The 22,646-nt window shown below is 59.0% G+C and carries 17 protein-coding genes; 8 read left to right on the top strand and 9 right to left on the bottom strand.

The window, feature by feature from the left end; all coding sequences use genetic code 11:
- The first annotated feature begins 92 nt into the window (after positions 1 to 92).
- The 6 genes from lon to cmoB all read left to right on the top strand — a co-directional run bounded on the left by lon (position 93) and on the right by cmoB (position 6,207).
- Positions 93 to 2,510 carry an endopeptidase La gene (gene lon, locus GBC55_RS17235; RefSeq protein WP_162438740.1) on the top strand — a complete coding sequence of 806 codons (2,418 nt, stop codon included), beginning with the start codon at positions 93 to 95 and terminating at the stop codon, positions 2,508 to 2,510.
- Between the two features lie 174 nt (positions 2,511 to 2,684).
- Complete coding sequence (locus GBC55_RS17230) at positions 2,685 to 3,137, top strand: hypothetical protein (RefSeq protein ID WP_162438739.1); 453 nt, start codon at positions 2,685 to 2,687, stop codon at positions 3,135 to 3,137.
- Positions 3,138 to 3,267: 130 nt separating this feature from the next.
- A complete protein-coding gene (locus tag GBC55_RS17225; RefSeq protein WP_162438738.1) occupies positions 3,268 to 3,660 on the top strand; it encodes a protease inhibitor I42 family protein in 393 nt (130 codons plus the stop codon).
- Position 3,661: 1 nt separating this feature from the next.
- Complete coding sequence (locus GBC55_RS17220; protein ID WP_162438737.1) at positions 3,662 to 4,297, top strand: lysoplasmalogenase; 636 nt, start codon at positions 3,662 to 3,664, stop codon at positions 4,295 to 4,297.
- A gap of 177 nt (positions 4,298 to 4,474) precedes the next feature.
- Entirely contained in the window at positions 4,475 to 5,254 is a 780-nt protein-coding gene (gene cmoA / locus GBC55_RS17215) for a carboxy-S-adenosyl-L-methionine synthase CmoA (protein ID WP_178114314.1), read from the top strand.
- Positions 5,251 to 6,207, top strand: coding sequence for a tRNA 5-methoxyuridine(34)/uridine 5-oxyacetic acid(34) synthase CmoB (gene cmoB / locus GBC55_RS17210; RefSeq protein ID WP_162438735.1), 957 nt, complete (start codon positions 5,251 to 5,253; stop codon positions 6,205 to 6,207). Before cmoA ends, cmoB begins: the two co-directional genes overlap by 4 nt.
- A gap of 131 nt (positions 6,208 to 6,338) precedes the next feature.
- Here cmoB and tadA read toward each other — a convergent pair whose 3' ends face one another.
- Both tadA and GBC55_RS17200 read right to left on the bottom strand, forming a co-directional pair.
- Positions 6,339 to 6,836 (bottom strand): tRNA adenosine(34) deaminase TadA, encoded by a 498-nt coding sequence (tadA, locus tag GBC55_RS17205; protein ID WP_162438734.1) that lies wholly within the window; start codon positions 6,834 to 6,836, stop codon positions 6,339 to 6,341.
- Positions 6,836 to 8,212 (bottom strand): multicopper oxidase family protein, encoded by a 1,377-nt coding sequence (locus GBC55_RS17200; protein WP_162438733.1) that lies wholly within the window; start codon positions 8,210 to 8,212, stop codon positions 6,836 to 6,838. The genes tadA and GBC55_RS17200 overlap by 1 nt, the downstream gene beginning before the upstream one ends.
- 508 nt (positions 8,213 to 8,720) lie before the next feature.
- Here GBC55_RS17200 and GBC55_RS17195 point away from each other — a divergent pair.
- Positions 8,721 to 10,793, top strand: a complete 2,073-nt coding sequence (locus GBC55_RS17195) for a TerD family protein (protein WP_162438732.1) — start codon at positions 8,721 to 8,723, stop codon at positions 10,791 to 10,793.
- A 131-nt stretch (positions 10,794 to 10,924) separates the two neighbouring features.
- Here the strand turns inward: GBC55_RS17195 and GBC55_RS17190 are convergent, their stop codons facing one another.
- From GBC55_RS17190 to treP, 5 genes are all read right to left on the bottom strand, one after another.
- Positions 10,925 to 11,218, bottom strand: coding sequence for a PTS transporter subunit EIIB (locus tag GBC55_RS17190; protein WP_162438731.1), 294 nt, complete (start codon positions 11,216 to 11,218; stop codon positions 10,925 to 10,927).
- Positions 11,219 to 11,220: 2 nt separating this feature from the next.
- Positions 11,221 to 13,755, bottom strand: a complete 2,535-nt coding sequence (gene ptsP, locus GBC55_RS17185) for a phosphoenolpyruvate--protein phosphotransferase (protein WP_162438730.1) — start codon at positions 13,753 to 13,755, stop codon at positions 11,221 to 11,223.
- Between the two features lie 44 nt (positions 13,756 to 13,799).
- Positions 13,800 to 15,023 carry a carbohydrate porin gene (locus GBC55_RS17180; protein ID WP_162438729.1) on the bottom strand — a complete coding sequence of 408 codons (1,224 nt, stop codon included), beginning with the start codon at positions 15,021 to 15,023 and terminating at the stop codon, positions 13,800 to 13,802.
- Between the two features lie 94 nt (positions 15,024 to 15,117).
- The gene (gene treC, locus GBC55_RS17175) at positions 15,118 to 16,767 is read right to left on the bottom strand and encodes an alpha,alpha-phosphotrehalase (RefSeq protein ID WP_162438728.1); all 1,650 of its coding nucleotides are present in this window, start codon (positions 16,765 to 16,767) and stop codon (positions 15,118 to 15,120) included.
- A 115-nt stretch (positions 16,768 to 16,882) separates the two neighbouring features.
- Positions 16,883 to 18,325: a PTS system trehalose-specific EIIBC component gene (treP, locus tag GBC55_RS17170; RefSeq protein WP_162438727.1), complete on the bottom strand. Its 1,443-nt coding sequence runs from the start codon at positions 18,323 to 18,325 to the stop codon at positions 16,883 to 16,885.
- A gap of 237 nt (positions 18,326 to 18,562) precedes the next feature.
- On the opposite strand from treP, the gene treR reads away from it, so the two are divergent.
- Entirely contained in the window at positions 18,563 to 19,267 is a 705-nt protein-coding gene (treR, locus tag GBC55_RS17165; protein ID WP_162438726.1) for a trehalose operon repressor, read from the top strand.
- A 151-nt stretch (positions 19,268 to 19,418) separates the two neighbouring features.
- On the opposite strand, the gene guaA is transcribed toward treR, so the two are convergent.
- On the bottom strand, positions 19,419 to 20,996 hold the full coding sequence (gene guaA, locus GBC55_RS17160; protein ID WP_162438725.1) for a glutamine-hydrolyzing GMP synthase: 1,578 nt from the start codon (positions 20,994 to 20,996) through the stop codon (positions 19,419 to 19,421).
- 99 nt (positions 20,997 to 21,095) lie between these two features.
- Complete coding sequence (gene guaB, locus GBC55_RS17155; RefSeq protein ID WP_162438724.1) at positions 21,096 to 22,565, bottom strand: IMP dehydrogenase; 1,470 nt, start codon at positions 22,563 to 22,565, stop codon at positions 21,096 to 21,098.
- Between the last annotated feature and the right edge of the window lie 81 nt (positions 22,566 to 22,646).

The raw sequence follows: 22,646 nt of genomic DNA, 5'->3' as shown, positions 1-22,646 counted from the left end.
GCAATACTCGAATACCCTGAATTAACCCCTCCCATTGAAACCACCCCCCGCCTGCCCCATCTAAGACCCATATCCCATTGCGCAGGTGCCCCATGAGCGACCAGCAAGAACTCCCCGAAGACCTGAGCGAATACGCCGATCCGGAGAACGCCGAACACCATTCCACCGGCAAAGGCCTCGCCCTGCCAGGCCAGAACCTGCCGGACAAGGTTTACATCATCCCGATCCACAACCGCCCGTTCTTCCCGGCGCAAGTACTGCCGGTCATCGTCAACGAAGAACCGTGGGCTGAAACACTGGATCTGGTCAGCAAATCCGATCACCACTCCCTGGCCCTGTTCTATATGGACACGCCCCAGGAAGACCCGCGCCACTTCGACACCTCGGCCCTGCCGCTCTACGGCACGCTGGTCAAGGTGCACCACGCCAGCCGCGAAAACGGCAAGCTGCAGTTTGTTGCCCAGGGCCTGACCCGCGTGCGCATCCGCACCTGGCTCAAGCACCATCGCCCGCCGTACCTGGTGGAAGTCGAATACCCGCACCAGCCCACCGAGCCGACCGATGAGGTCAAGGCTTACGGCATGGCGCTGATCAACGCGATCAAGGAGCTGCTGCCGCTCAACCCGCTGTACAGCGAAGAGCTGAAGAACTACCTCAATCGCTTCAGCCCCAACGATCCGTCGCCCCTGACCGACTTTGCCGCCGCCCTCACGTCTGCGACAGGCAATGAGTTGCAGGAAGTGCTCGATTGCGTGCCAATGCTCAAGCGCATGGAAAAAGTCCTGCCGATGCTGCGCAAGGAAGTCGAAGTCGCGCGCCTGCAGAAAGAAATTTCCGCCGAAGTGAACCGCAAGATCGGTGAGCACCAGCGCGAGTTTTTCCTCAAGGAACAGTTGAAGGTCATCCAGCAGGAGCTGGGCCTGACCAAGGACGACCGTAGCGCCGACATCGAACAGTTCGAACAGCGTCTGGAAGGCAAGGTGCTGTCCGCTCAGGCGCAAAAACGTATCGAAGAGGAAATGAACAAGCTGTCGATCCTGGAGACCGGCTCGCCCGAGTACGCGGTGACCCGCAACTACCTCGACTGGGCGACATCGGTGCCGTGGGGCGTGTATGGCGAGGACAAGCTCGACCTGAAACACGCGCGCAAGGTACTGGACAAGCACCACGCCGGCCTGGACGACATCAAGGACCGTATCCTCGAGTTCCTCGCCGTGGGTGCTTATAAAGGCGAGATCAGCGGTTCGATCGTGCTGCTGGTCGGCCCGCCAGGTGTGGGTAAAACCAGCGTGGGCAAATCCATCGCCGAATCCCTGGGGCGTCCGTTCTACCGCTTCAGCCTCGGCGGCATGCGCGACGAAGCCGAGATCAAGGGTCACCGCCGCACCTACATCGGCGCGCAACCGGGCAAACTCGTGCAGGCGTTGAAAGACGTTGAAGTGATGAATCCGGTGATCATGCTCGACGAGATCGACAAGATGGGTCAGAGCTACCAGGGCGATCCGGCCTCGGCGCTGCTGGAGACCCTTGACCCGGAACAGAACGTCGAATTCCTCGACCACTACCTCGACTTGCGCATGGACCTGTCGAAAATGCTGTTCATCTGTACCGCCAACACCCTGGATTCGATTCCCGGCCCGTTGCTCGACCGGATGGAAATCATTCGCCTGTCGGGTTACATCACTGAAGAAAAAATCGCCATCGCCAAACGTCACCTGTGGCCCAAGCAGCTTGAGAAAGCCGGCGTGTCCAAAGGCAGCCTGAGCATCAACGACAGCGCGCTGAAGGCGTTGATCGACGGTTACGCTCGCGAAGCCGGGGTGCGCCAGCTGGAGAAACAGCTGGGCAAACTGGTGCGCAAGGCTGTGGTCAAGCTGATCGACGATCCGAAAGCAGTGATCAAGCTCGGGCCGAAAGACCTCGAAGCCTCCCTCGGCCATCCGGTGTTCCGCAACGAACAGGTGCTATCAGGCACCGGCGTCATCACGGGCCTGGCCTGGACCAGCATGGGCGGCGCGACCCTGCCGATCGAGGCGACGCGGATTCACACCTTGAATCGTGGCTTCAAACTCACCGGGCAACTGGGCGACGTGATGAAAGAGTCGGCGGAAATCGCTTACAGCTACGTCAGCTCCAACCTGAAGTCGTTCGGCGGCGATCCGAAATTCTTCGACGAAGCTTTCGTCCACCTGCACGTTCCAGAAGGCGCCACCCCCAAAGATGGCCCGAGCGCCGGCGTGACCATGGCCAGCGCCCTGCTGTCCCTGGCCCGCAACCAACCGCCGAAGAAAGGCGTGGCGATGACCGGCGAGCTGACGTTGACCGGGCATGTTTTGCCGATTGGCGGGGTGCGCGAGAAGGTGATTGCGGCGCGGCGGCAGAAGATTTTCGAATTGATCCTGCCGGAGCCGAATCGTGGCAGTTTCGAGGAGTTGCCGGATTATCTGAAGGAAGGGATAACGGTGCATTTCGCCAAGCGTTTTGCGGATGTGGCGAAGATATTGTTCTAAGCCGACAGAACCGACACCGAAACGGTCAGACTGCAGTCTGGCCGTTTTTTTTCACGTCAAACAGCTCGCTATTAATCGAAAATTCGAATAGAAAACTGACAGTTCTAACAGTATCCCGGGCTTCTCACCGACGATACCTTCAAGGCTTCTACATTCCTTGAAAGAGCAAGACTTATGGACACCCGAAAACCAAATCTCGCAGCCCCTTGCACCGATGACACCATTAAGGTCCGTCCGAGCGACCAACAAAACTACTTGAACGCCACTCTTCAGGATCGCGACGCATTCAACTCTGAAGGGTTTAGCTCAGGCTCAGGCCCCAAAGTCATCTTTGCTACTTTCATCGCCGGCCAAAACACCCCCGAACGTCGTACCTTTGATATGTCTCTACCTAGAAATATCGAAACGGGTATCCACTCATTTGACAAAGACAATCCATTTATCCAAATCGACTTTACCGAGTTCTATCCGGATTACACTGTTAACCGGGCCATTAAGGGTGTCATAAACCTGTTTGTGAACGCTGAAAAGGGCCAATACTCCGGCACACTGAATGTAGTATTTAATGACCCACAAAATCGGACATTCACATCCGAAGGCGAGTTTTCATTCACTATGAAACTCTAATCTGTACAGCCAAACCGTTTATGGAGCAGGGCCGACGCGTTAGCATTCTCTCCCACTCGGCCCTGGTCACAATTTGTCTCATCTTCAGTTATGCTCGCCGTTCGTCGTGAACGCCGGAGCCACTGACCTTATGTCCCCCACTCGCTTGTTTGTCCCCCTCGCCCTCTTGTTGCTGGCCGCTTGTGCCACGCCCCCCAAACAGAACGTGACCGTGGAAAAACAAAGCCAGTGTCCGGTGAAATTGAACAACGGACAAAACCTGATCCTGACCCTGCCGAGTAACCCGACCACGGGTTATCGCTGGGCAATCCAGGACTCAGCCGGTGGCGTATTGCGGGCGCTCAGCCCTGAGGTGTACAGCAATCCGGAAGACGCCGGGATCGTCGGCAGTGCCGGCATCTCGACCTGGCGCTTCCAGGCATTCGCCAACGGCAACGGACGTTTGCGCCTGACCTCTCAGCAGCCCTGGGCACCGGAAGTGCTGCCGGTGGACACCTTCGACTGCGCGATTTCGGTGAACTGACGTGGGCTGGCTAATCCTCGCGCTGATGGGCGCCGTGACGTTCCTCTACGGCCTGAGCGTGCACGCGACACTGCTGTGTTTGCTGGTCAAACCGCTGCCCGTGCTGGCCTTGCTCGGCTGGCTGCACGATGCACCGCCCAGCGACTATCGCCGCTGGATCAGCCTTGGATTGATCTTCTCTCTGCTGGGCGATGTGCTGCTGGCATGGCCTGGGGACTTGTTCGTGTTCGGCCTGGGGGCTTTCCTGGTCGCGCATTTAGCGTATCTGAAAGCCTATTTGAGCGACTGCCGGCGCCTGGCGGTAGTGCCGTTGATCCTGGCACTCGGTGTGGGCGCGGTGCTGCTGGGGATTCTGATTTCTCACGGACTGGGACCGCTGCTGGTGCCAGTGATTGTGTACGGCCTGGCCATCAGCGCCATGCTCTGGCGCGCATTGGCCCGGCTCGGCAGCGATGTGCCCAAGCGTTCGGCGATGCTGGCGGCGGCGGGTGCGGTGGCGTTTGTGTTTTCTGACAGCGTGATCGGAATCAGCCGCTTTGTCGTGCCGTTCGATGCCTCGCCTTACGTGATTATCCTCAGCTATTGGCTGGGGCAATGGGGGATTGCGGCGTCGGCGTTCAGCCAGCGACCGCGCTGAATTCATCGCGGGCAAGCCCGCTCCCACAGGGTCGCAGCCGTACACAAATATCCCGTTCACCGAAGGCCAATGTGGGAGCGGGCTTGCTCGCAATGGCGGCATTACTGACGAAACGAACCTCGTGCAGTCCGCCGGTTTATCAGACAACCCGCGCATCCCCGCCCCAAGTTGGCTAAAATGCCGGCCTTTTCCACCTACACCGCTGGAACCGCCGTGAGCAAAGAACCCGATCGCCTTTTCGCCCAGCCTTTGGCCCAGGTGCCCGACTTCGCCTTCAATGAGGACGTGGTGCGGGTGTTCCCGGACATGATCAAACGCTCGGTGCCGGGTTATCCGACCATCGTTGAAAACCTCGGCGTGCTGGCTGCGCAGTTTGCCCAACCCAACAGCGTGCTTTACGACCTGGGCTCGTCTCTAGGCGCCGTGACCCAGGCCCTGCGCCGTCACGTGCGCACGGATGGCTGTCGCGTTATCGCTGTGGATAACTCTGCGGCCATGGTCGAGCGTTGCCGTGAATACCTTAATGGTCAGGACTCGATGTTCCAGGAGCTGCTGCCGGTGGAGGTAGTCGAGGGTGACATTCTCGCCCTCGACTTCCAGCCGGCCTCAGTGGTAGCGCTCAACTTCACCCTGCAATTCATTGCCCCGGACCAGCGCACGGCATTGCTCAGCCGTATTCATCAATCGTTGGTACCGGGCGGCGCATTGATTCTGTCGGAAAAGCTGCGCTTCAACGACCTCGAAGAACACGCGCTGCTCACTGACCTGCATGTCGCCTTCAAACGCGCCAACGGCTACAGCGAACTGGAAATCGCCCAGAAGCGCAGCGCCATCGAAAACGTCATGAAGCCCGACAGCCTCGAAGAACACCGCGAGCGCTTGTTGGCGGCCGGATTCTCGAAAGTCGTGCCGTGGTTCCAGTGTCTTAACTTTGCCTCGTTGATTGCCCTGCCATGATTGATCTGTCCCCCCTCGCCCGCCGTCTGGCCGGTACTCCACTGGCCGATTGGGCCAGCACACTGCAAGCCCAGCTCGACAAGAAAATGGAAAAGGGTCATGGCGATCTGGAGCGTTGGCAAAGCGCGCTGGATGCGCTGCCGAAGATCCAGCCCAGTGAAGTCGACTTGCTCAACGGCTTGAAGCTGGACACCGACTGCGACGATGAAACCCGCGTGCAGATGCGCACTGCGTTGATGGGGTTGTCGCCGTGGCGCAAAGGGCCGTTCGACCTGTTTGGCGTGCATGTCGATACCGAATGGCGCTCGGACTGGAAGTGGTCGCGCGTTGCGCCGCATCTGGACCTGAAGGGTAAACGCATTCTCGATGTCGGCTGCGGCAACGGCTATTACATGTGGCGCATGCTCGGTGCCGGTGCCGACAGTGTGATCGGCGTCGACCCGAACTGGCTGTTCTTCTGCCAGTTCCAGGCGGTGCAGCGATATCTGTCCGAGCCCAATGCCTGGCACCTGCCGTTCCCGTTTGAAGACCTGCCGTCGGAGCTGGAAGGCTTTGATACGGTGTTTTCCATGGGCGTGTTCTACCACCGTCGCTCACCGATCGAGCATCTGCTCGCGCTGAAGGACTGCCTGGTCAAGGGTGGGGAACTGGTGCTGGAAACTCTGGTGATCGAGGGCGATCAGCAGCAGGTGCTGGTGCCGGAAGACCGTTACGCGCAGATGCGTAATGTGTGGTTCTTGCCGTCGGTGCCCGCGTTGATGCTATGGCTGCGCCGCGCCGGGTTCACGGATGTTCGTTGTGTGGACGTCAGCGTGACCACTGTCGAGGAGCAGCGTGGAACAGAGTGGATGAAGTATCAGTCGTTGAGTGATTTCCTCGATCCGGATGATCACAGCAAGACGATCGAAGGGCTGCCGGCGCCGATGCGTGCGGTGATCGTGGCACGTAAATAATCTCGATCTCCCGGCCAATGAAGATCCCCTGTAGGAGTGAGCCTGCTCGCGATGGCGGTGTGTCAGACATTATTGATGTCGACTGACACACCGTCATCGCGAGCAGGCTCACTCCCACATTGGTTTCGTGTTTAGTCTGTTGATTTTGCCCGTCGCGCCTTGAAGAACTCGCTCAGCACAGCCCCGCATTCTTCCGCCAGCACCCCGCCTTCAAACAGCACCCGATGGTTCAAAAAGCCCTGGGTAAAAAACTGGCCCTGACTCTGCACAATCCCGGCCTTGGGTTCCAGGGCGCCATACACCACACGCGCAATCCGCGAATGCACGATCAGCCCGGCGCACATACTGCACGGCTCGAGCGTCACATAAAGCGTGCTGCCCGGCAGGCGATAGTTGCTGGCGGCCAACGCCGCCGCACGGATGGCGACCATCTCGGCGTGGGCACTGGGGTCATGGCCACTGATCGGGCAATTGAAGCCGCGACCGATGATTTCACCATCCTGCACCAGCACCGCTCCCACCGGCACTTCGCCCAGCGCGGCACCCTGTGCGGCCAGGGCCAGGGCTTCGCGCATGAATTCACGGTCACGGCTGCGATCGATGATGGCGACGGGACGAATCTGACGCATCACGCCACCTCGATGGCGGCCATGAGGCCGGTTTCCATGTGATCGATCACATGGCAATGGAACATCCACACGCCCGGGTTATCCGCCACCAATGCCACCTGTGCGCGCTCGTTCTTGCCGAGCAGGTAAGTATCGGTGAAGTACGGAATGACCTTGTGCCGGTTCGAGGCGATGACCTTGAAGCTCATGCCGTGCAGGTGTATCGGGTGCTGGTACTGGGTCATGTTTTTCAATTCGAAAATGTAGCTCTTGCCCTTCTCGAGCTTGGCAATCGGGCGATCGGCGCAGGTCTTGTCGGTGATGTCCCAGGCCTTGCCGTTAATCTGCCACAGGCTTGGCGGTTTGCCGTTGTCGACGTTCAACGACACCGAACCCACCCATTCGAAATTGAAGTTGAGTTTTTCGGCATTGGCCAGGTCCGGTTCGGCCACGGGGTTGGCGGGCAACGCGGGCGGCCATTGAGTCGGCGCTTCAGCATTGGCCACCGAACGGAACGTGCCCAGGCGCACCGGGCCGTTGCGCAGGGACAACTCTTCGCCAGCGGGCGGAGCCTTGATCGCCAGGCAGATACGCATGCCGGGGCCGAGCCAGTATTCCTTGCCCATGGGGCGCGGCTCGATGGGGTTACCGTCCAGCGCGTAGATCTGCGCTTCGACGCCGGGAATGTTGATGCGATAGGTCAGGGTGTTGTCGAGGTTGAGCAGGCGCACGCGGGTGATCTGTCCGGCCGGCAATTCGACCACCGCCTGCGAGACGCCGTTGATGGTCGACAACCGCCCCGCCGTGCCGCCACGCGCGGCTTCGCGAGGAATGCTGAACGCGACGAACGCGCCTTCCTCATCGACGTGCCAGCTCTTGAGGCTCAAGGTCCGCTCGTACTTGAATCCAGTGGGTTCGCGCTCTTCAACGATCAGTGGGCCGACCAGACCGCGACCCAGTTCTTCGCTGCTGTTCACATGGGGGTGATACCAAAAGCTGCCCGCATCGGGCACGCGGAATTTGTAGTCGAAATACTCGCCTGGCAACACGGGAAGCTGGGAGACGTAAGGTACGCCGTCCATTTCCAGCGGCAGGCGGATGCCGTGCCAGTGAATGGTGGTCGCGACCGGCAGGTGATTGATGAATCGTACCCGCAGCCATTCGCCCTGGCGCACCCGCAATTCGGTACCCGGTGCCGACGGACCGAACGCCCAGGCCTCGGTTGTGTGGCCCGGCACCAATTCGACATCCAGGGGCGCGGCGATCAACTCATAGTCGTGGCCCGCGTTGGCGTCGGCCATCTTGCCAAGCCAGTAACGCGACGCGCCCCCCGCTCCGACACCAACGACTACAAGACCGGCCAGGCCACCGAGGATTTGGCGACGGGTAAAGGACATGAACTCAACTACCTCTGCATCTGCGATGGACTGGTGGGTCCGCAAAAGGCGAATACGATACACCCGCAGATAAGAAACAGTAAGGAATACTCGATGAATAAGCGTGTGGCGCTTGTCTACTGTATTTTCCAAAAAGAGGGCTGATCGAACATTCGGCGCGTGGCAAAAAAACCAATGCCACCTCTACGATGGACAATATGGGTACTTCACCACCCCGTGAAGGCACTTAGCTAATGACGCCACTGCTCGTCTGGAGGATGGACGAGCGACTTGCCGCTGATCAGCCTCTATTTTTCTGGTGAAGCAGCTTGTTACCCTTGAGACACCACAAACATAAACAACCTTACGTAGAATGCCTCCGTGGCTATGGAACACCTTCCTTCTAAACCTCCTATGACCTAGGGGTTCCGCTCTCCACACCGCGCCTGCTTATTGCAGGCGTTTTTATATCGGCTGTAAACACGATGCTGCAGCTCGTCCGCAACGGCGGCCAAGGAGAAAATCAAGCATGAATCAGGAGCTGTTCCTGCGTCGCCGAACCAAAGTTCACGTACCGATTGGCACTGGCGGTGCCACGCGCGCTCAGGTCGCGTCGGCTGTCCGGGAAGTCGCGGCGTTCCGATGCGTACTATCAGAGCCTCTGATTGAGCAAATCGGCATGTTGTCAGCGACAGAACTAAAGCACTGGCTGCGCGAAATTGTCGGAGTGCTTCGGCGGGAGACTGGCGCTCACGTACACCACCGACCGTTTTATCCTGACTTTCCAGATCAAGTTCTGACGGCCTCAGAGGCAGAGTTGTACTTTAACGCCGTCATTCACTACCTCACGCTTCGACGTTTACCACCGACTGAACACCTGCGGCCTGCGATGCTTGAAGGCAACTTCATATCCCGCGTTATCGAACCGGGAAGCGTCTCTGAGTTCGAGTCACTGCTCGAACCGCTGGTTTCATCGCACACCTCGCTCTCCGACGCGGAAACTGCCGATGTCGTCTGGTTTGTCCGAAATTACAAAAGCGATGTGTTCCGTCTGCTACCTGAGGCCGTCCCGTTCCGGGAGATCCGTGCACAGCTTGGCGGCGCACTTATCCTGCATGTCACCAGCGATGCACGGGTGGATGCATTCCTGGAGCGAAACGTCGAAACGGCGACTGATGTGCTACGACTTGCGGTCGCGCTGAATGGAGGAGACGTGTCGCTGACGACAGCTTCAACACGTTTCACAGCGATGAAGCGCTCGATGCGCCGCCTGCTGTTGCGCCTACTCGACCACATACCCAACGCTGCAGAAGACGTAATGCGACATGCTGAGCGCTGGAAACGCCTGGCTGAAGTACTGCATCCTGGCGACTACGCCGACAAATATCCACGAGCGTTAGCCGCCATCACGGCAGCGCGTCGCAACGAAGCGTCAACTTCATTTGAATCACGTGTCGAAACATTGCTTGCCCAGCGTCACATAGCAACACTTACGCCCATACTACAGAGCCGTCCTGGCGAGTTCGCGCGACGGCTGGACGCGACCCTGCGGCGCGCGACGGAACCAGAGTCGGTTCTCAACGCTTTCGAGGCTGTTGCGACACAAGTGTCCTCACCTGTCCTGCTGCAGTTGCTGGCTCAAGTACGTGCTCCGCGCCCCCTTCCCCTAAGAGCCTTCACACCGAAAGGTTCATTCGCCAAGGTGTATGGCATCAGGGATCGACGCGAACTCCTCACCCCCGACGTGCTGGCTCGTGCAGCTCGGATCTGCGAGGACGCTCTCGTAAAGCGTTTCGTGTCACTGCCGCCGTTAGGCCGCTGTTTCATCGATCCAGCATTACGCGACTTCAGGGTGCCGCTGGCGCAGCGTGCCTCATCAAAGTCGCTACGAACGCTGGTGCGAGGCAGTCGGTTGCCTATGCCTGACACACGTTTCATTCGCCTTTTCTTGTGGTGGAAGAACGGTCGCGGACGCACGGACATCGACTTATCAGCTGCATTTTTCGACGTCAACTTCGTGTTCATAGAAACGGTCGCGTACTACAACCTGAAAGGTTTCGGCGGGTACCACAGCGGAGACATCGTCGACGCGCCCGACGGGGCTTCGGAGTTCATCGATCTCGACCTTGACCTTCTCGTTAAGAAGGGTATCCGCTACGTCGTCACGTCTATTAATTCATTCACCGAGCAGCCGTACTGCGATCTTCCAGAGTGCTTCGCAGGCTGGATGGCCCGCGCTGACACAGCTTCGGGTGAGGTATTCGAGCCTCGATCCGTGTTCGACCGTATCGATATAGCATCCGACACCGTTATCTGTCTGCCATTCGTGATGGACTTGCAGGAACGGCGCATGATTTGGGCCGATCTTGGACTCACTTCATCTACCCGCTGGAATAATGTCGGGAACAACCTCAGTGGGATATCGTTGATGCTGCGGGCGTTGGTACATACACCGCGGCCTGATTTGGAGACGCTGTTCGATTTACATGTTCGAGCACGGGGCGAACGGGTGGCTTCGCCACAACAGGCACAGGCGGTGTTTGCGCCTGATCAAGGAATAACGCCATTCGATACGGATTTGATTAGATCACAGTTTCTCTAATACCTACGCCAGCCGTTGCCGTTCATTGAAAACGGCAGCTTTTGCTTCGGAGCATTCCACCTTCGGCAGCTACTACGGATTACGACATTCAAAATGTAGGAGCTGGCGACGGCTGCGGTCTTTTGAAAACCCTAGGATCCCTGAAGGCCGGTAATCAGATGCACAACTCCGTCATCCAGCATCATGACTGCCGGCACACCAGCACGGGTCAAAGCCTGCCGATCCATCCGCGCCACATCCTGCAATTCCACCCGAACCCGGGTCAGCGCTACGGGTTGTTGCGATTTGAGGTTATCCACCCCACCTAATGCTGCCACGACATCAGGCGCCAGGCCCGAAAGGACCGGTGCCACTGCTTTCGGCTCGTCCACCACCAGATCCGGCGTCAACGCTTTCCAGAACGCCTGCTGCATTTTCTCGAACATGTTCAGTACTCCATAACCCGTGAAGTGTTGACGGTCGCTGCGTGATACAGCCGTAAAGCCTCGCGAACCTGCTCGGCGCTTTCCAGGCCCAGGACTTGCCGGGCGATGGCTTGGCAGTCCTGCAAGTCCACTTCCCGCACCACTGCCTTGATCGTCGGAATCAAGGGCACGCTCACCGACAGCTCATCAACTCCAAGGCCCAACAGCAACGGCACTGCCAACGTTTCGGACGCCATGGCGCCGCACACGCCGACCCATTTGCCGTGCTCGTGGGCCGCCTTCACGGTGCTGGCGATCAGTCGCAGCACCGAGGGGTGGAAACTGTCGGCCTGACTCGCCAGACGCGAGTGATCGCGGTCCATGGCCAAGGTGTATTGCGTCAGGTCGTTGGTGCCGATCGAGAAAAAATCCACTTCGGGCGCAAACAGGTCAGCCATCAAGGCCGCCGCTGGCACTTCGATCATGATCCCCAGTTTCGGCTGCTCGGTCAGGCCCAACGCCAGCGCCTCTTCCTCGAGTATCTGGCGGGCCAGACGCAGCTCCGACAGCTGCGTGATCATTGGCAGCATGATGTGCAGCCGGGTCAACCCGACGCAGCTCAGGATGGCCCTGAACTGGTCGCGCAACAGCTGCGGGCGCTCCAGGCACAAACGAATGCCGCGCATGCCGAGAAACGGATTGGTTTCGCTGTCCATCGGCACGTAGGCCAAGGGTTTGTCACCGCCGACATCCAGTGTGCGCACCACCAGATTGCGCTCAGGTCCCAGTGCGCGAGCGATGGCGCTGTAGGTGGACGACTGCTCTTCGTGAGTGGGCGCGTGATTGCGATCCAGATACAAGAACTCCGAACGCAACAGACCGACACCCTCCCCGCCGAGGGTCAGCGCTTGCTCCGTGTCACTGAGCGAGGCGACGTTGGCCGTTACCTCGATGTGATGACCATCGCGGGTGCAGGCCGCCAGCGTCGCTTGCGCCAGTTCGTGACGATGTCGATGCTGTTGTTGCTCACGCCGGGCTTGCAGCTGTTCGATGGCCGCCAGATCCGGGTCAAGGTGCAGCTCTCCTTTGTCGGCGTCGAGCAGCACCTGGGTACCGTTGGCCAGCGCCAGCACTTGAACCGGCAACCCGCAAATCGCTGGCAAACCGAACGCGCGGGCGAGAATCGCGACGTGGCTGGTAGCCCCACCGCCGACCGTGGCGAAACCCGACACCTTGCGCGTGTCGAGCCCGGCCGTCTGGGAAGGCGTCAGTTGATCGGCAATCAGAATCGCCCCGTCAGGCAGGTCCAGAGCGTCATCTTGCACACCCAAAATCAGTTTGAGCACTCGCTGACCGACATCCGTCAGGTCCGCCGCCCGTTCAGCCAGTAACGAACTGCCGAGGCTTTTGAACAAGAGGGCGGTGGCTTCGGTTGCCTCACGCCACGCATACGCGGCGCTCTTCCCTTCACTGATCAGCGAATGGGCCTGTTCCAGCAGCGTCGGGTCTTCTAGCAATTCCTGATGAGCCTTGAAGATTTCTGCACGAGCGTCCCCCGAGGCGTTGTCGCGCAGCGTCTGCAAACCCTCTAGCGCTTCGGCCAACGCACGGGCCAACTGTCCGCGCTCGACCTGCGCACTAATGCCGAACTCGCTGACGTCGAACGTCTGGGTGGCGATCTGCACGACCGCACCCAACACAGAACCGGGCGACGCACAGACCCCGCGCAACACCTTCAGCGATGAATCTGCAACGACCTCGGCATCGGCGTCGACCACCCGCACTACGGCTTCCCCGCAGCCCTCGGTCAGTAGTGCGACAAGGGTCCGGATCGCCGCTTCAGCGTCCGGCCCCGCCGCGCTGATGTGTACGCTATCGCCCAAGGCCGTCTGCAACGCCATGACCGCGACCAACGATTTGGCATTCGCACGCTCTTGCTGTTTATGCAGGTAGATACTGGCTGAAAACTCTTTCGCCGCCTGGGCGAACACCGCCGCTGGACGGGCGTGCAAGCCATTTGGGTTGGCCAGTGTTACCTGACTTGAAAACAGCGCTTCGCCCTCGTCCGACGTCGCCACATCAGATGCCTGCCCGACCGAATTCAAACTCAGCAGCGGCTGGCCGCTTTCCACCAGGCCCGACTCCGGTGTCAGCCACGTGAAAGGCTCACCACTCACCACCAGCATCAGCGTCAACAGACTTCGTGCATTCATGGAGAGGTAATCGGCATCGAATTCGATCAGCACCTGACCGGCCTCGACCCGCTGACCTTCTTCGACCCGCCGCGTGAAACCGTTGCCGGCCAGGTTCACGGTGTCGAGCCCGATGTGCATCAACACTTGCACACCGTTATCGTCGGTGATGCTAACGGCGTGCCCGCTTGCCTGCACATTGCTGATCACGCCCGACAGCGGTGCGTACAAGGATTGCGAAGTCGGGTCGATACACACGCCATCGCCGATCACGCGACTGGAAAACACCGGATCCGGCACTTGATCCAGTGGCATCAACACGCCGGACAAAGGTGCTAGCAGTTGCAGTTGTTGGGGTGTGGCCATGACGTCACCTGCTGTTTTGTTCTTTATAGAAGACATGCGATCTTTTATTTCCACCAATACTCGACCTGCACACCGACATTCGCACCGTGGCGCGCCGTGCTGAAGGCGCCGGTGTCGGACAGCGCCGAACCCTTGGCCAGTTCATTCGCCGCCCGCTTGGCCGCCTCGTTCCAGCTGGCATAGGTGTAATACAGACGCACCTCGGGACGTGCCCAGAACTCAGGGCCTTTGGGTGACCAGGTCGGGGCGATGGTGAACTTGCTCAACTTGCGCGTACCGCCCGCGGCGTCGACCTGATCGTGCCCCAGTTCGGTCACCAGCTTGAACTGCTCGGTGATCGCGTAAGCCGGACGAACGCCCAGGGACATCCAGTTCTGATCGCCACCGTCCGCACGAATATCCTTCTGGTAAACCGCCTCGACCTGCCCGCCAAATCGCGGAGTCACTTGCCAGTCGAAGAACTCCACCACCCGATAGCTTTTGTTGCTGTCGTCCAGTTTCACGTTACCGGTATAGCCCAGCCCGGTGCCGGGACCTTCGCCGTACTGGAACGCCAGTTTGTTCTTTCCGCCCAGAAAACCCTGTTGCACATGCTGGGTGGTTATCGCCCAGCCACGATGTGCATCGCGGCTGTCGGGCTTGTCGATGTAGCTCAGCCCGACTTCCAGCTGACCGCCGGGGTTGGTGTTGAAACCGGCCACGTTGAAATCATGACGATTGATGTAGTCCTTCTGGTAAAGGTTGTCCTTGCGCGAGAACGCGTAGCTGTATTTCAAGTCGCCGATCAATACGTCCTCGATACCACCTCCGGTGGCGCTCTGGTTCCAGTAGTAGAAATCGGAAATGTGGATATCGTTACGCTTGTAGTAACGCCGACCGGCCCACAACGAGCCACCGTTGAGACTGGGCAGGTTCGACCACTGCGAGTACAGCTGCGGCAAGCGAACCGAACCGTTGTCACCCTTGAACGTCAGGCTGCGATCGTACTGGTTGTACAACGACGCCATGCCATCGACGCTGAGTACCGAACCGTCGTCCAGGGTGTACAGGTCCTGGCGTAATTCCAGTTCCCCATATTGCTCGCATTCATTGCCCAAACGGTATTTGGTCTGCGCGCCCGGCAACTGGAAACACGACTGGGCGCTGCTATTGACGGAAGTGCCGACCCCACTGCGCAAGTAACCGCCGAACTCGAGCGCCTCGGCTGTTAGAGGCAACATCAGACAAGCCCCTGCCACTGAAAGACTGCGATTTATTGTTGTTTTCAAGAGCCACCCCATTATTTTTATTGTGTGCAGCAGCAAAATCGGCGCGCAAAACTCCCCCGCGCAGCGTTCTGCGTGTTTTTTAAAACGCGTGTTTTTAGTGGTTGGTCAGGTGCAGCACGAACGACTCATAAGGCCGCAAACTCACCTGGCGATGTCGCGGCGGACAGTCCGGGTAATTGCTGATCACCCGACGTTGAGCCATCGTCTCGTTGATCACGTAATCCGGCAGTTCGACCTCGCAAGGCGTGCCGTAGAAGTTGTTCAACACCAGCAGGCGTTCGCCGGCGCCTTCGCGCACATACGCCCAGATCTGCGGGTGCTCGGGCAACAGCTGCCGGTACACGCCGTCCGACATCAACGCTTCATGGCGACGCAACGCGATCAGTTGACGGTAGTGATGCAACACTGAATCCGCGTCGTCGAGTTGAGTGGCCACGTTGATCTGCGCAGCGTTGGCCGGCACGTCGATCCACGGCACACCCGCGCTGAAACCGGCGTTCGGCTCGCAGTTCCAGTGCATCGGCGTGCGACCGTTGTCCCGGGATTTCTGCATGATCGCCGCCATGTTATCGGCGTCGCTGACACCGGCATCGCGCTGCAGGCGATGGATGTTCAGGGTTTCGACATCACGGTATTGATCGATGTGATCGAAACCCGGATTGGTCATGCCCAGTTCTTCGCCCTGGTACACAAACGGCGTGCCCTGGAGGAAGTGCAATGCCGTGCCGAGCATCTTCGCCGAGACAGCGCGGTACTCTCCGTCATTGCCAAAACGCGAGACCACCCGCGGCTGGTCGTGGTTACACCAGAACAGCGCGTTCCAGCCACCGCCGGCCTGCATGCCGGTCTGCCAATCGGAAAGGATGCGCTTGAGTTCGAGAAAATCGAAATCGGCGCGAACCCACTTCTGCAAGTTCGGGTAGTCAACCTTCAGGTGGTGGAAATTGAAGGTCATCGACAGTTCTTTCGAGGCCGGCTTCGAGTAACGAATGCAGTGCTCCAGGCTGGTGGATGACATCTCGCCGACGTTGATCAGGTCATGCCCTTCGAACACTTCGCGATGCATTTGCTGAAGGTAGTCGTGGACGTTCGGGCCGTCGGTATAGAAACGTCGGCCGTCGCTGTTGTCCTCGGGGAAATCTGCCGGTTTGGAGATCAGGTTGATCACGTCCAGACGGAATCCACCCACGCCTTTGTCACGCCAGAAACGCATCATCTTGAAGACTTCGGCGCGCACCTTCGGGTTGTCCCAATTCAGGTCGGCCTGTGTGTGATCGAACAGGTGGAGGAAGTATTGCCCGGTCTGGGCTTCGTACTCCCAGGCCGAGCCGCCGAACTTGGATTCCCAATTGTTAGGCTGGTCGCGCCAGATGTAGAAGTCGCGGTACGGGTTGTCTAGGCTGCTGCGGGCCTGCTGGAACCAGCTGTGCTCGATCGAGGTGTGGTTGACCACGATATCGAGCATCAGCTTGATCCCGCGCTTGCCGGCCTCGGCGATCAGCAACTCGCAATCGGCCATGGTCCCGTAGCTCGGGTCGATGGCGTAGTAATCGCTGATGTCGTAACCGTTGTCGCGCTGGGGTGAGCGCAGGAAGGGTGTGATCCACAAGCAATCGACGCCCAGCCAATGCAGGTAATCGAGCTTGGCCACGACACCGAGCAAATCTCCCGTGGGGTTACCGGCGTGGCTGTGAAAACTCTTTGGGTAGATCTGGTAGATCACGGAGCGTTGCCAGTCTTGCATGGCGGGGTTCCTTCAAATGGTTTTGTGGTGTCCGTTATGGCCTCATCGCGGGCAAGCCTTGCTCCTACAAGGCGTGCGCCCTGTAGGAGCACCGCTTGCTTGCGATAGCGGTTTGTCAGGCGACCCGGTATCCAGGCCGGACAATTTTCATGCTCAACCCGCAGGTCAAAACAAACGGCACGACCATGGCGATGATCATCCCGATCACGAACATCGGAATGAACGCTGGAACGATCGAGATAAATCCGGGCAAGCCGCCGACACCAATCGCCGAGGCCGTGACCTTGTTCAATGACAGGAAAATGCACCCCAGCGCCGAGCCGATCAGCGCGGCGTAGAACGGAAATTTGTAGCGCAGGTTGACCCCGAACATGGCCGGTTCCGTGATGCCGAAATAAGCGGAAATCGCCGAAGTGGAGGCCATGCTTTTATCCCGAACATTGCGGGTCATGTAGAACACCGCCAGCGCGGCGCTGCCTTGGGCGAGGTTGGACATGACAATCATCGGCCAGATAAACGTGCCGCCCTGGGTGGATATAAGCTGCAGGTCCACCGCCAGGAACATGTGGTGCATGCCCGTGATCACCAGCGGCGCATACAGCAGGCCAAAAATCGCCCCGCCCACCATCGGCGCCAGGTCGAACAACAGCACCACGCCTTCGGTGATGAGGATCCCCAGGTGCCGGGTGACCGGACCGATCACGGCCAATGCCAGCACGCCGGTGACCACGATGGTGGTGATGGGCACCACCAGCAATTGAATGGCGTTAGGCACCCGCGCCCGCAGCCATTTCTCGATGACGCTCATCACATACGCGGCCAGCAGGATCGGCAGAATCTGCCCTTGATAACCGACCTTTTCGATCTGAAACCATCCGAGGATGTCGAAGTACGGCAGGCTTTGGCCGTCCAGCCCCGCGACGGCCTTGCCATAGTTCCAGGCGTTGAGCAGATCGGGATGTACCAGCATCAGGCCGAGTACGATGCCGAGGATTTCGCTCCCGCCAAAACGCTTGGCCGCCGACCAGCCCACCAGCGCCGGCAGGAACACGAACGAGGTATTGGCCATCAGGTTGATCAGGCTCCAGAGGCCGTCGAGCGAGGGATACGCTTCAAGCAGGGTCTGGCCATCAATGAACATGCCCTTGGCGCCGATCAGGTTGTTGATGCCCATCAGCAGGCCGGCGATGATCAGCGCCGGCAGGATCGGCATGAACACGTCGGAAAACACCCGCACCAGACGCTGCACAGCGTTGATCTTTTCAGCACTTTTCTGTTTGACGTCGGCGATGGTTGACGCGGCCAGACCGGTTTGACGGCGCAGTTCGGCGTAGACCTTTTCCACCTCGCCGGGGCCAATGACCACCTGGAACAAGCCACCGGTAAAGAACGAACCCTTGACCAGATCGACCTGGTTCAACGTGGCGCTGTTGACCAGGCTTGGGTCCTTGAGCGCAAGGCGCAGGCGCGTGACGCAGTGCGCGGCCTGCTCGAGGTTGTCGCTGCCACCGAGGCTTAACAGCAGCTCGCGGGCGATGTTCGGATAGTCGTGGCTCATGCTAGTTCTTCCGCTGTGGTTTTTTGTTATTGGCAGCACGCCGACGTGAAAAGTACTCGTCTGTACGAGTTAAATCAACAACTCGTACAGACGAGTTACAATTTGTTTAAGCCTGGCGGGTAGACTGAAGGAACCGCCCTACCCACAGAGGGCACGCTTCCAAACCCGCATGGACAATTTCCCACCCTGCCCTTAAGGTTCGAAACCTTCAGTTCAGCGCGGTTCAGAGTCATCACCATGAGCAAATACAACCAGATCTACACCGATCTGCTTGCCAGCATCACCACCGAACGGCTGGAACGTGGCGCCCGGCTGCCTTCCGAAACTGAATTGATGGACAGCTATCAGGCCAGCCGCGGCACGGTGCGCAAGGCCATCGAGCAACTTCAGGAACGCGGTTTCGCTCAGAAAGTCCATGGCAAAGGCACGTTTGTCCTGTCCACCAACCCCATCGAATTTCAGCTGGGGGGCATCGTCAGTTTCCAGGAGACCTGGCCCCGGCTGGGCAATGACGTCAGCACCGAGGTCGTCGAATTCAGTCAGATTCCCCTTGAAGGTGTCCTGCTGGAGCATATCCAGGCGCAAGCGGGCAGCCTGATCACGCGGATCAAGCGCGTGAGGCGCATCGATGGAAAACGCGTGATCCTGGACATCAACCACTTTGTCAGCGACGTGATCCCCGGACTCACCCGCGAGATAGCCGAACAGTCGATCTATGCCTTCATCGAGCAGACCCTGCAGCTGCAAATCGCCTATGCACAGCGCACCATCGAAGCCGTGCCACGCAACAAGGACGATCAGCAGCATCTGGACCTGGACGATCAGAGCCATGTGATTGTGGTGAGCAACCAGACGTTTTTGCAGGACGGACGGCAGTTCGAGTACACCGAATCGCGGCATACGCTGGACAAGTTCTACTTTTCGGATGTGGCGCGGCGCTGACACGTCACCTCTCGAAATACGTTTGATGAGACATGTAGTGGTCTCTACTTCGAGCGCCTGACCCGCACCCATGAAAAAAGCCGTGTGAAATCAGATTTCACACGGCTTTTCAGTGTTGCCCGCCATCAAGTCAACAGGGGAACGTGCGGGATCACTCCCACTCAATCGTCGCCGGCGGCTTGCTCGACACGTCGTAAGTGACGCGGGAAATGCCTTCGATTTCGTTGATGATGCGGCCGCTGACGGTTTCCAGCAGTTCGTAAGGCAGGTGTGCCCAACGCGCAGTCATGAAGTCGATGGTTTCAACGGCACGCAGGGCCACGACCCAGGCGTAACGGCGGCCATCGCCAACAACGCCAACCGATTTCACTGGCTGGAACACCACGAATGCCTGGCTGACCTTGTGGTACCAATCGGCTTTGCGCAGTTCTTCGATGAAGATGTGGTCGGCGCGACGCAGCAGGTCGGCGTATTCCTTCTTCACTTCACCGAGGATGCGAACGCCAAGGCCCGGGCCCGGGAACGGGTGACGGTAGACCATGTCGTACGGCAGGCCGAGTTCCAGGCCCAGACGACGGACTTCGTCCTTGAACAGTTCGCGCAGCGGCTCGACCAGTTTCAGGTTCATCTCTTCCGGCAAGCCACCCACGTTGTGGTGCGACTTGATGACGTGAGCCTTGCCGCTTTTGGCGCCAGCCGACTCGATCACGTCCGGGTAGATGGTGCCTTGGGCGAGGTACTTGATGTTGTCCAGTTTGTTGGACTGGGCATCGAAGACGTCGATGAAGGTACGGCCGATGATCTTGCGTTTCTTCTCTGGATCGGACTCGCCGGCCAGGTTGTCGAGGAACTGATCTTCGGCGTTGGCACGGATCACCTTGACGCCCATGTTCTCGGCGAACATGGCCATCACTTGCTCGCCTTCGTGCAGACGCAGCAGGCCGTTGTCGACGAAGACGCAGGTCAGTTGGTCGCCAATGGCTTTGTGCAGCAGTGCCGCAACCACGGAGGAGTCAACGCCGCCGGACAGGCCGAGCAGTACGTTGTCAGTGCCGACCTGGGCGCGAATGTTGGCGATGGCGTCTTCAGCAATTTTCGAAGGCGTCCACAGGGCTTCGCAGCCGCAGATGTCGAGGATGAAGCGCGACAGGATTCGACCGCCCTGTTTGGTGTGGGTCACTTCCGGGTGGAACTGCACGCCGTAATAGCCGCGAGCGTCGTCGAACATGCCGGCAATCGGGCAGCTCGGGGTGCTGGCGAGGATGTGGAAGTCCTGAGGCATTTTGGTGACTTTGTCACCGTGGCTCATCCACACGTCGAGGCCGAACAGGCCGTCAGCGTCGATGTGGTCTTCGATGCCGTCGAGCAGGCGGCTCTTGCCGACGACGTCGACACGGGCGTAACCGAACTCACGCAACTCGGAGCCTTCTACCTTGCCACCCAGCTGTTCAGCCATGGTCTGCATGCCGTAGCAGATACCGAAGACTGGTACGCCAAGGTCAAATACCGCTTGCGGGCAGCGAGGGCTGTTGGCTTCGTGCACGGACTCCGGGCCGCCGGCGAGAATGACGCCTTTTGGAGCGAATTCGCGAATCGCGTCTTCATCCATGTCGAACGGATGCAGTTCGCAGTACACGCCGATTTCACGCACGCGGCGAGCAATCAGCTGGGTGTACTGGGAACCGAAATCGAGGATCAGGATGCGGTGAGCGTGAATGTCGAGGGCCATGATTCAGTCTCGTCTAAATAATTCAGAAACAGTCGTGATTCAGAAACAACTCGGGGCTGAATCAAACAGCCCCGGTTACTTAACTTTTTGCTGGAAGGCTCAACCTACGCGGTAGTTTGGCGCTTCTTTGGTGATCTGCACGTCGTGAACATGGGACTCGGCCATGCCAGCGCCGGTGATCCGCACGAACTCAGGCTTGGTGCGCATTTCTTCGATGTCGGCACTGCCGGTGTAACCCATCGAGGAACGCAGGCCGCCCATCAGTTGATGGATGATGGCGCTCAGGGTGCCCTTGTAAGGAACACGCCCTTCAATGCCTTCCGGAACCAGCTTCTCGGCGCCTGCCGAAGAGTCCTGGAAGTAGCGGTCGGAGGAACCTTGAGCCTGGGACATGGCGCCCAGCGAACCCATGCCACGGTAAGCCTTGTACGAACGGCCCTGGAACAGTTCGATCTCGCCCGGCGCTTCTTCAGTACCGGCGAACATCGAGCCCATCATCACGCAGGAAGCACCGGCAACGATGGCCTTGGACAGGTCACCGGAGAAACGGATGCCGCCGTCGGCGATCAACGGAACGCCAGTGCCTTCAAGGGCAGCGGCGACGTTAGCGATGGCACTGATTTGCGGGACGCCGACACCGGCGACGATACGGGTGGTGCAGATCGAGCCAGGGCCGATACCGACCTTGACTGCATCAGCGCCCGCCTCAGCCAAGGCCAGGGCAGCAGCGCCGGTGGCGATGTTGCCGCCGATGACCTGCACTTCAGGGAAGTTCTGCTTGACCCAGCGAACGCGGTCGATCACGCCTTTGGAGTGACCGTGAGCGGTGTCGACCACCACCACGTCAACACCGGCGTTGACCAGCGCAGCAACACGATCACCGGTGTCTTTACCGGTACCGACTGCAGCACCTACGCGCAGACGACCTTGATCGTCCTTGCTGGCCAGCGGGTAAGCCTTGGCTTTTTCGATGTCGTTGACGGTCATCATGCCTTTGAGGGCGAATTTGTCGTCGACGATCAACACACGTTCGATACGGTGCTTGTGCAACAGCTCACGAACGTCGTTCTTGTCGGCACCTTCCTTGACAGTGACCAGGCGCTCTTTAGGCGTCATCACTTCGCGGACAGTAGCTTCAAGGCGATTTTCGAAACGCACGTCACGGGAAGTCACGATGCCGACGAGGTCGCCATTGTGCAGTACCGGAACGCCGGAGATGTTGTGCATGCGGGTGAGTTCGAACAGTTCACGAACCGTGGCGTCAGCCTCGATGGTGATCGGGTCCTTGACCACGCCGGCCTCGTAACGCTTGACCTTGCGCACTTCGGCAGCTTGCTGCTCGATGGTCATGTTCTTGTGGATAATGCCGATGCCACCTTCCTGAGCCATGGCAATTGCCAGACGGGCTTCAGTGACGGTGTCCATGGCGGCAGAAACCAGGGGAATATTCAGCTCGATGCCACGGGTTAGGCGGGTCTTGAGACTGACTTCGTTAGGAAGCACCTCTGAATAACCAGGCACTAGGAGAATGTCGTCGAATGTCAGAGCTTCTTGGCTGATACGCAGCATCGCGGGGGCTCCCGAGCGGGAAAATGGAAGCGCGCCATTATAGTCAGACACCCCCTCGGGTTCAATGTAAAACTCTGGGTA

It is taken from the genome of Pseudomonas sp. TNT3 (genome assembly GCF_010095445.2).
In the GTDB taxonomy this organism is placed as follows: domain Bacteria; phylum Pseudomonadota; class Gammaproteobacteria; order Pseudomonadales; family Pseudomonadaceae; genus Aquipseudomonas.
Note: the sequence above shows the minus strand (reverse complement) of the source record. Positions and strands in the feature narration are given on the sequence as shown.

What these genes read in the sequence shown, in the direction of transcription:
- cmoB (WP_162438735.1), top strand. Translation starts at nt 5,251, where the DNA reads ATGATTGATCTGTCCCCCCTCGCCCGCCGTCTGGCCGGTACTCCACTG.
- ptsP (WP_162438730.1), bottom strand. Translation starts at nt 13,755, where the DNA reads ATGGCCACACCCCAACAACTGCAACTGCTAGCACCTTTGTCCGGCGTG.
- treP (WP_162438727.1), bottom strand. Translation starts at nt 18,325, where the DNA reads ATGAGCCACGACTATCCGAACATCGCCCGCGAGCTGCTGTTAAGCCTC.
- cmoA (WP_178114314.1), top strand. Translation starts at nt 4,475, where the DNA reads ATGCCGGCCTTTTCCACCTACACCGCTGGAACCGCCGTGAGCAAAGAA.
- GBC55_RS17230 (WP_162438739.1), top strand. Translation starts at nt 2,685, where the DNA reads ATGGACACCCGAAAACCAAATCTCGCAGCCCCTTGCACCGATGACACC.
- GBC55_RS17200 (WP_162438733.1), bottom strand. Translation starts at nt 8,212, where the DNA reads ATGTCCTTTACCCGTCGCCAAATCCTCGGTGGCCTGGCCGGTCTTGTA.
- treR (WP_162438726.1), top strand. Translation starts at nt 18,563, where the DNA reads ATGAGCAAATACAACCAGATCTACACCGATCTGCTTGCCAGCATCACC.
- GBC55_RS17190 (WP_162438731.1), bottom strand. Translation starts at nt 11,218, where the DNA reads ATGTTCGAGAAAATGCAGCAGGCGTTCTGGAAAGCGTTGACGCCGGAT.
- lon (WP_162438740.1), top strand. Translation starts at nt 93, where the DNA reads ATGAGCGACCAGCAAGAACTCCCCGAAGACCTGAGCGAATACGCCGAT.
- treC (WP_162438728.1), bottom strand. Translation starts at nt 16,767, where the DNA reads ATGCAAGACTGGCAACGCTCCGTGATCTACCAGATCTACCCAAAGAGT.
- GBC55_RS17195 (WP_162438732.1), top strand. Translation starts at nt 8,721, where the DNA reads ATGAATCAGGAGCTGTTCCTGCGTCGCCGAACCAAAGTTCACGTACCG.
- tadA (WP_162438734.1), bottom strand. Translation starts at nt 6,836, where the DNA reads ATGCGTCAGATTCGTCCCGTCGCCATCATCGATCGCAGCCGTGACCGT.
- guaB (WP_162438724.1), bottom strand. Translation starts at nt 22,565, where the DNA reads ATGCTGCGTATCAGCCAAGAAGCTCTGACATTCGACGACATTCTCCTA.
- GBC55_RS17225 (WP_162438738.1), top strand. Translation starts at nt 3,268, where the DNA reads ATGTCCCCCACTCGCTTGTTTGTCCCCCTCGCCCTCTTGTTGCTGGCC.
- guaA (WP_162438725.1), bottom strand. Translation starts at nt 20,996, where the DNA reads ATGGCCCTCGACATTCACGCTCACCGCATCCTGATCCTCGATTTCGGT.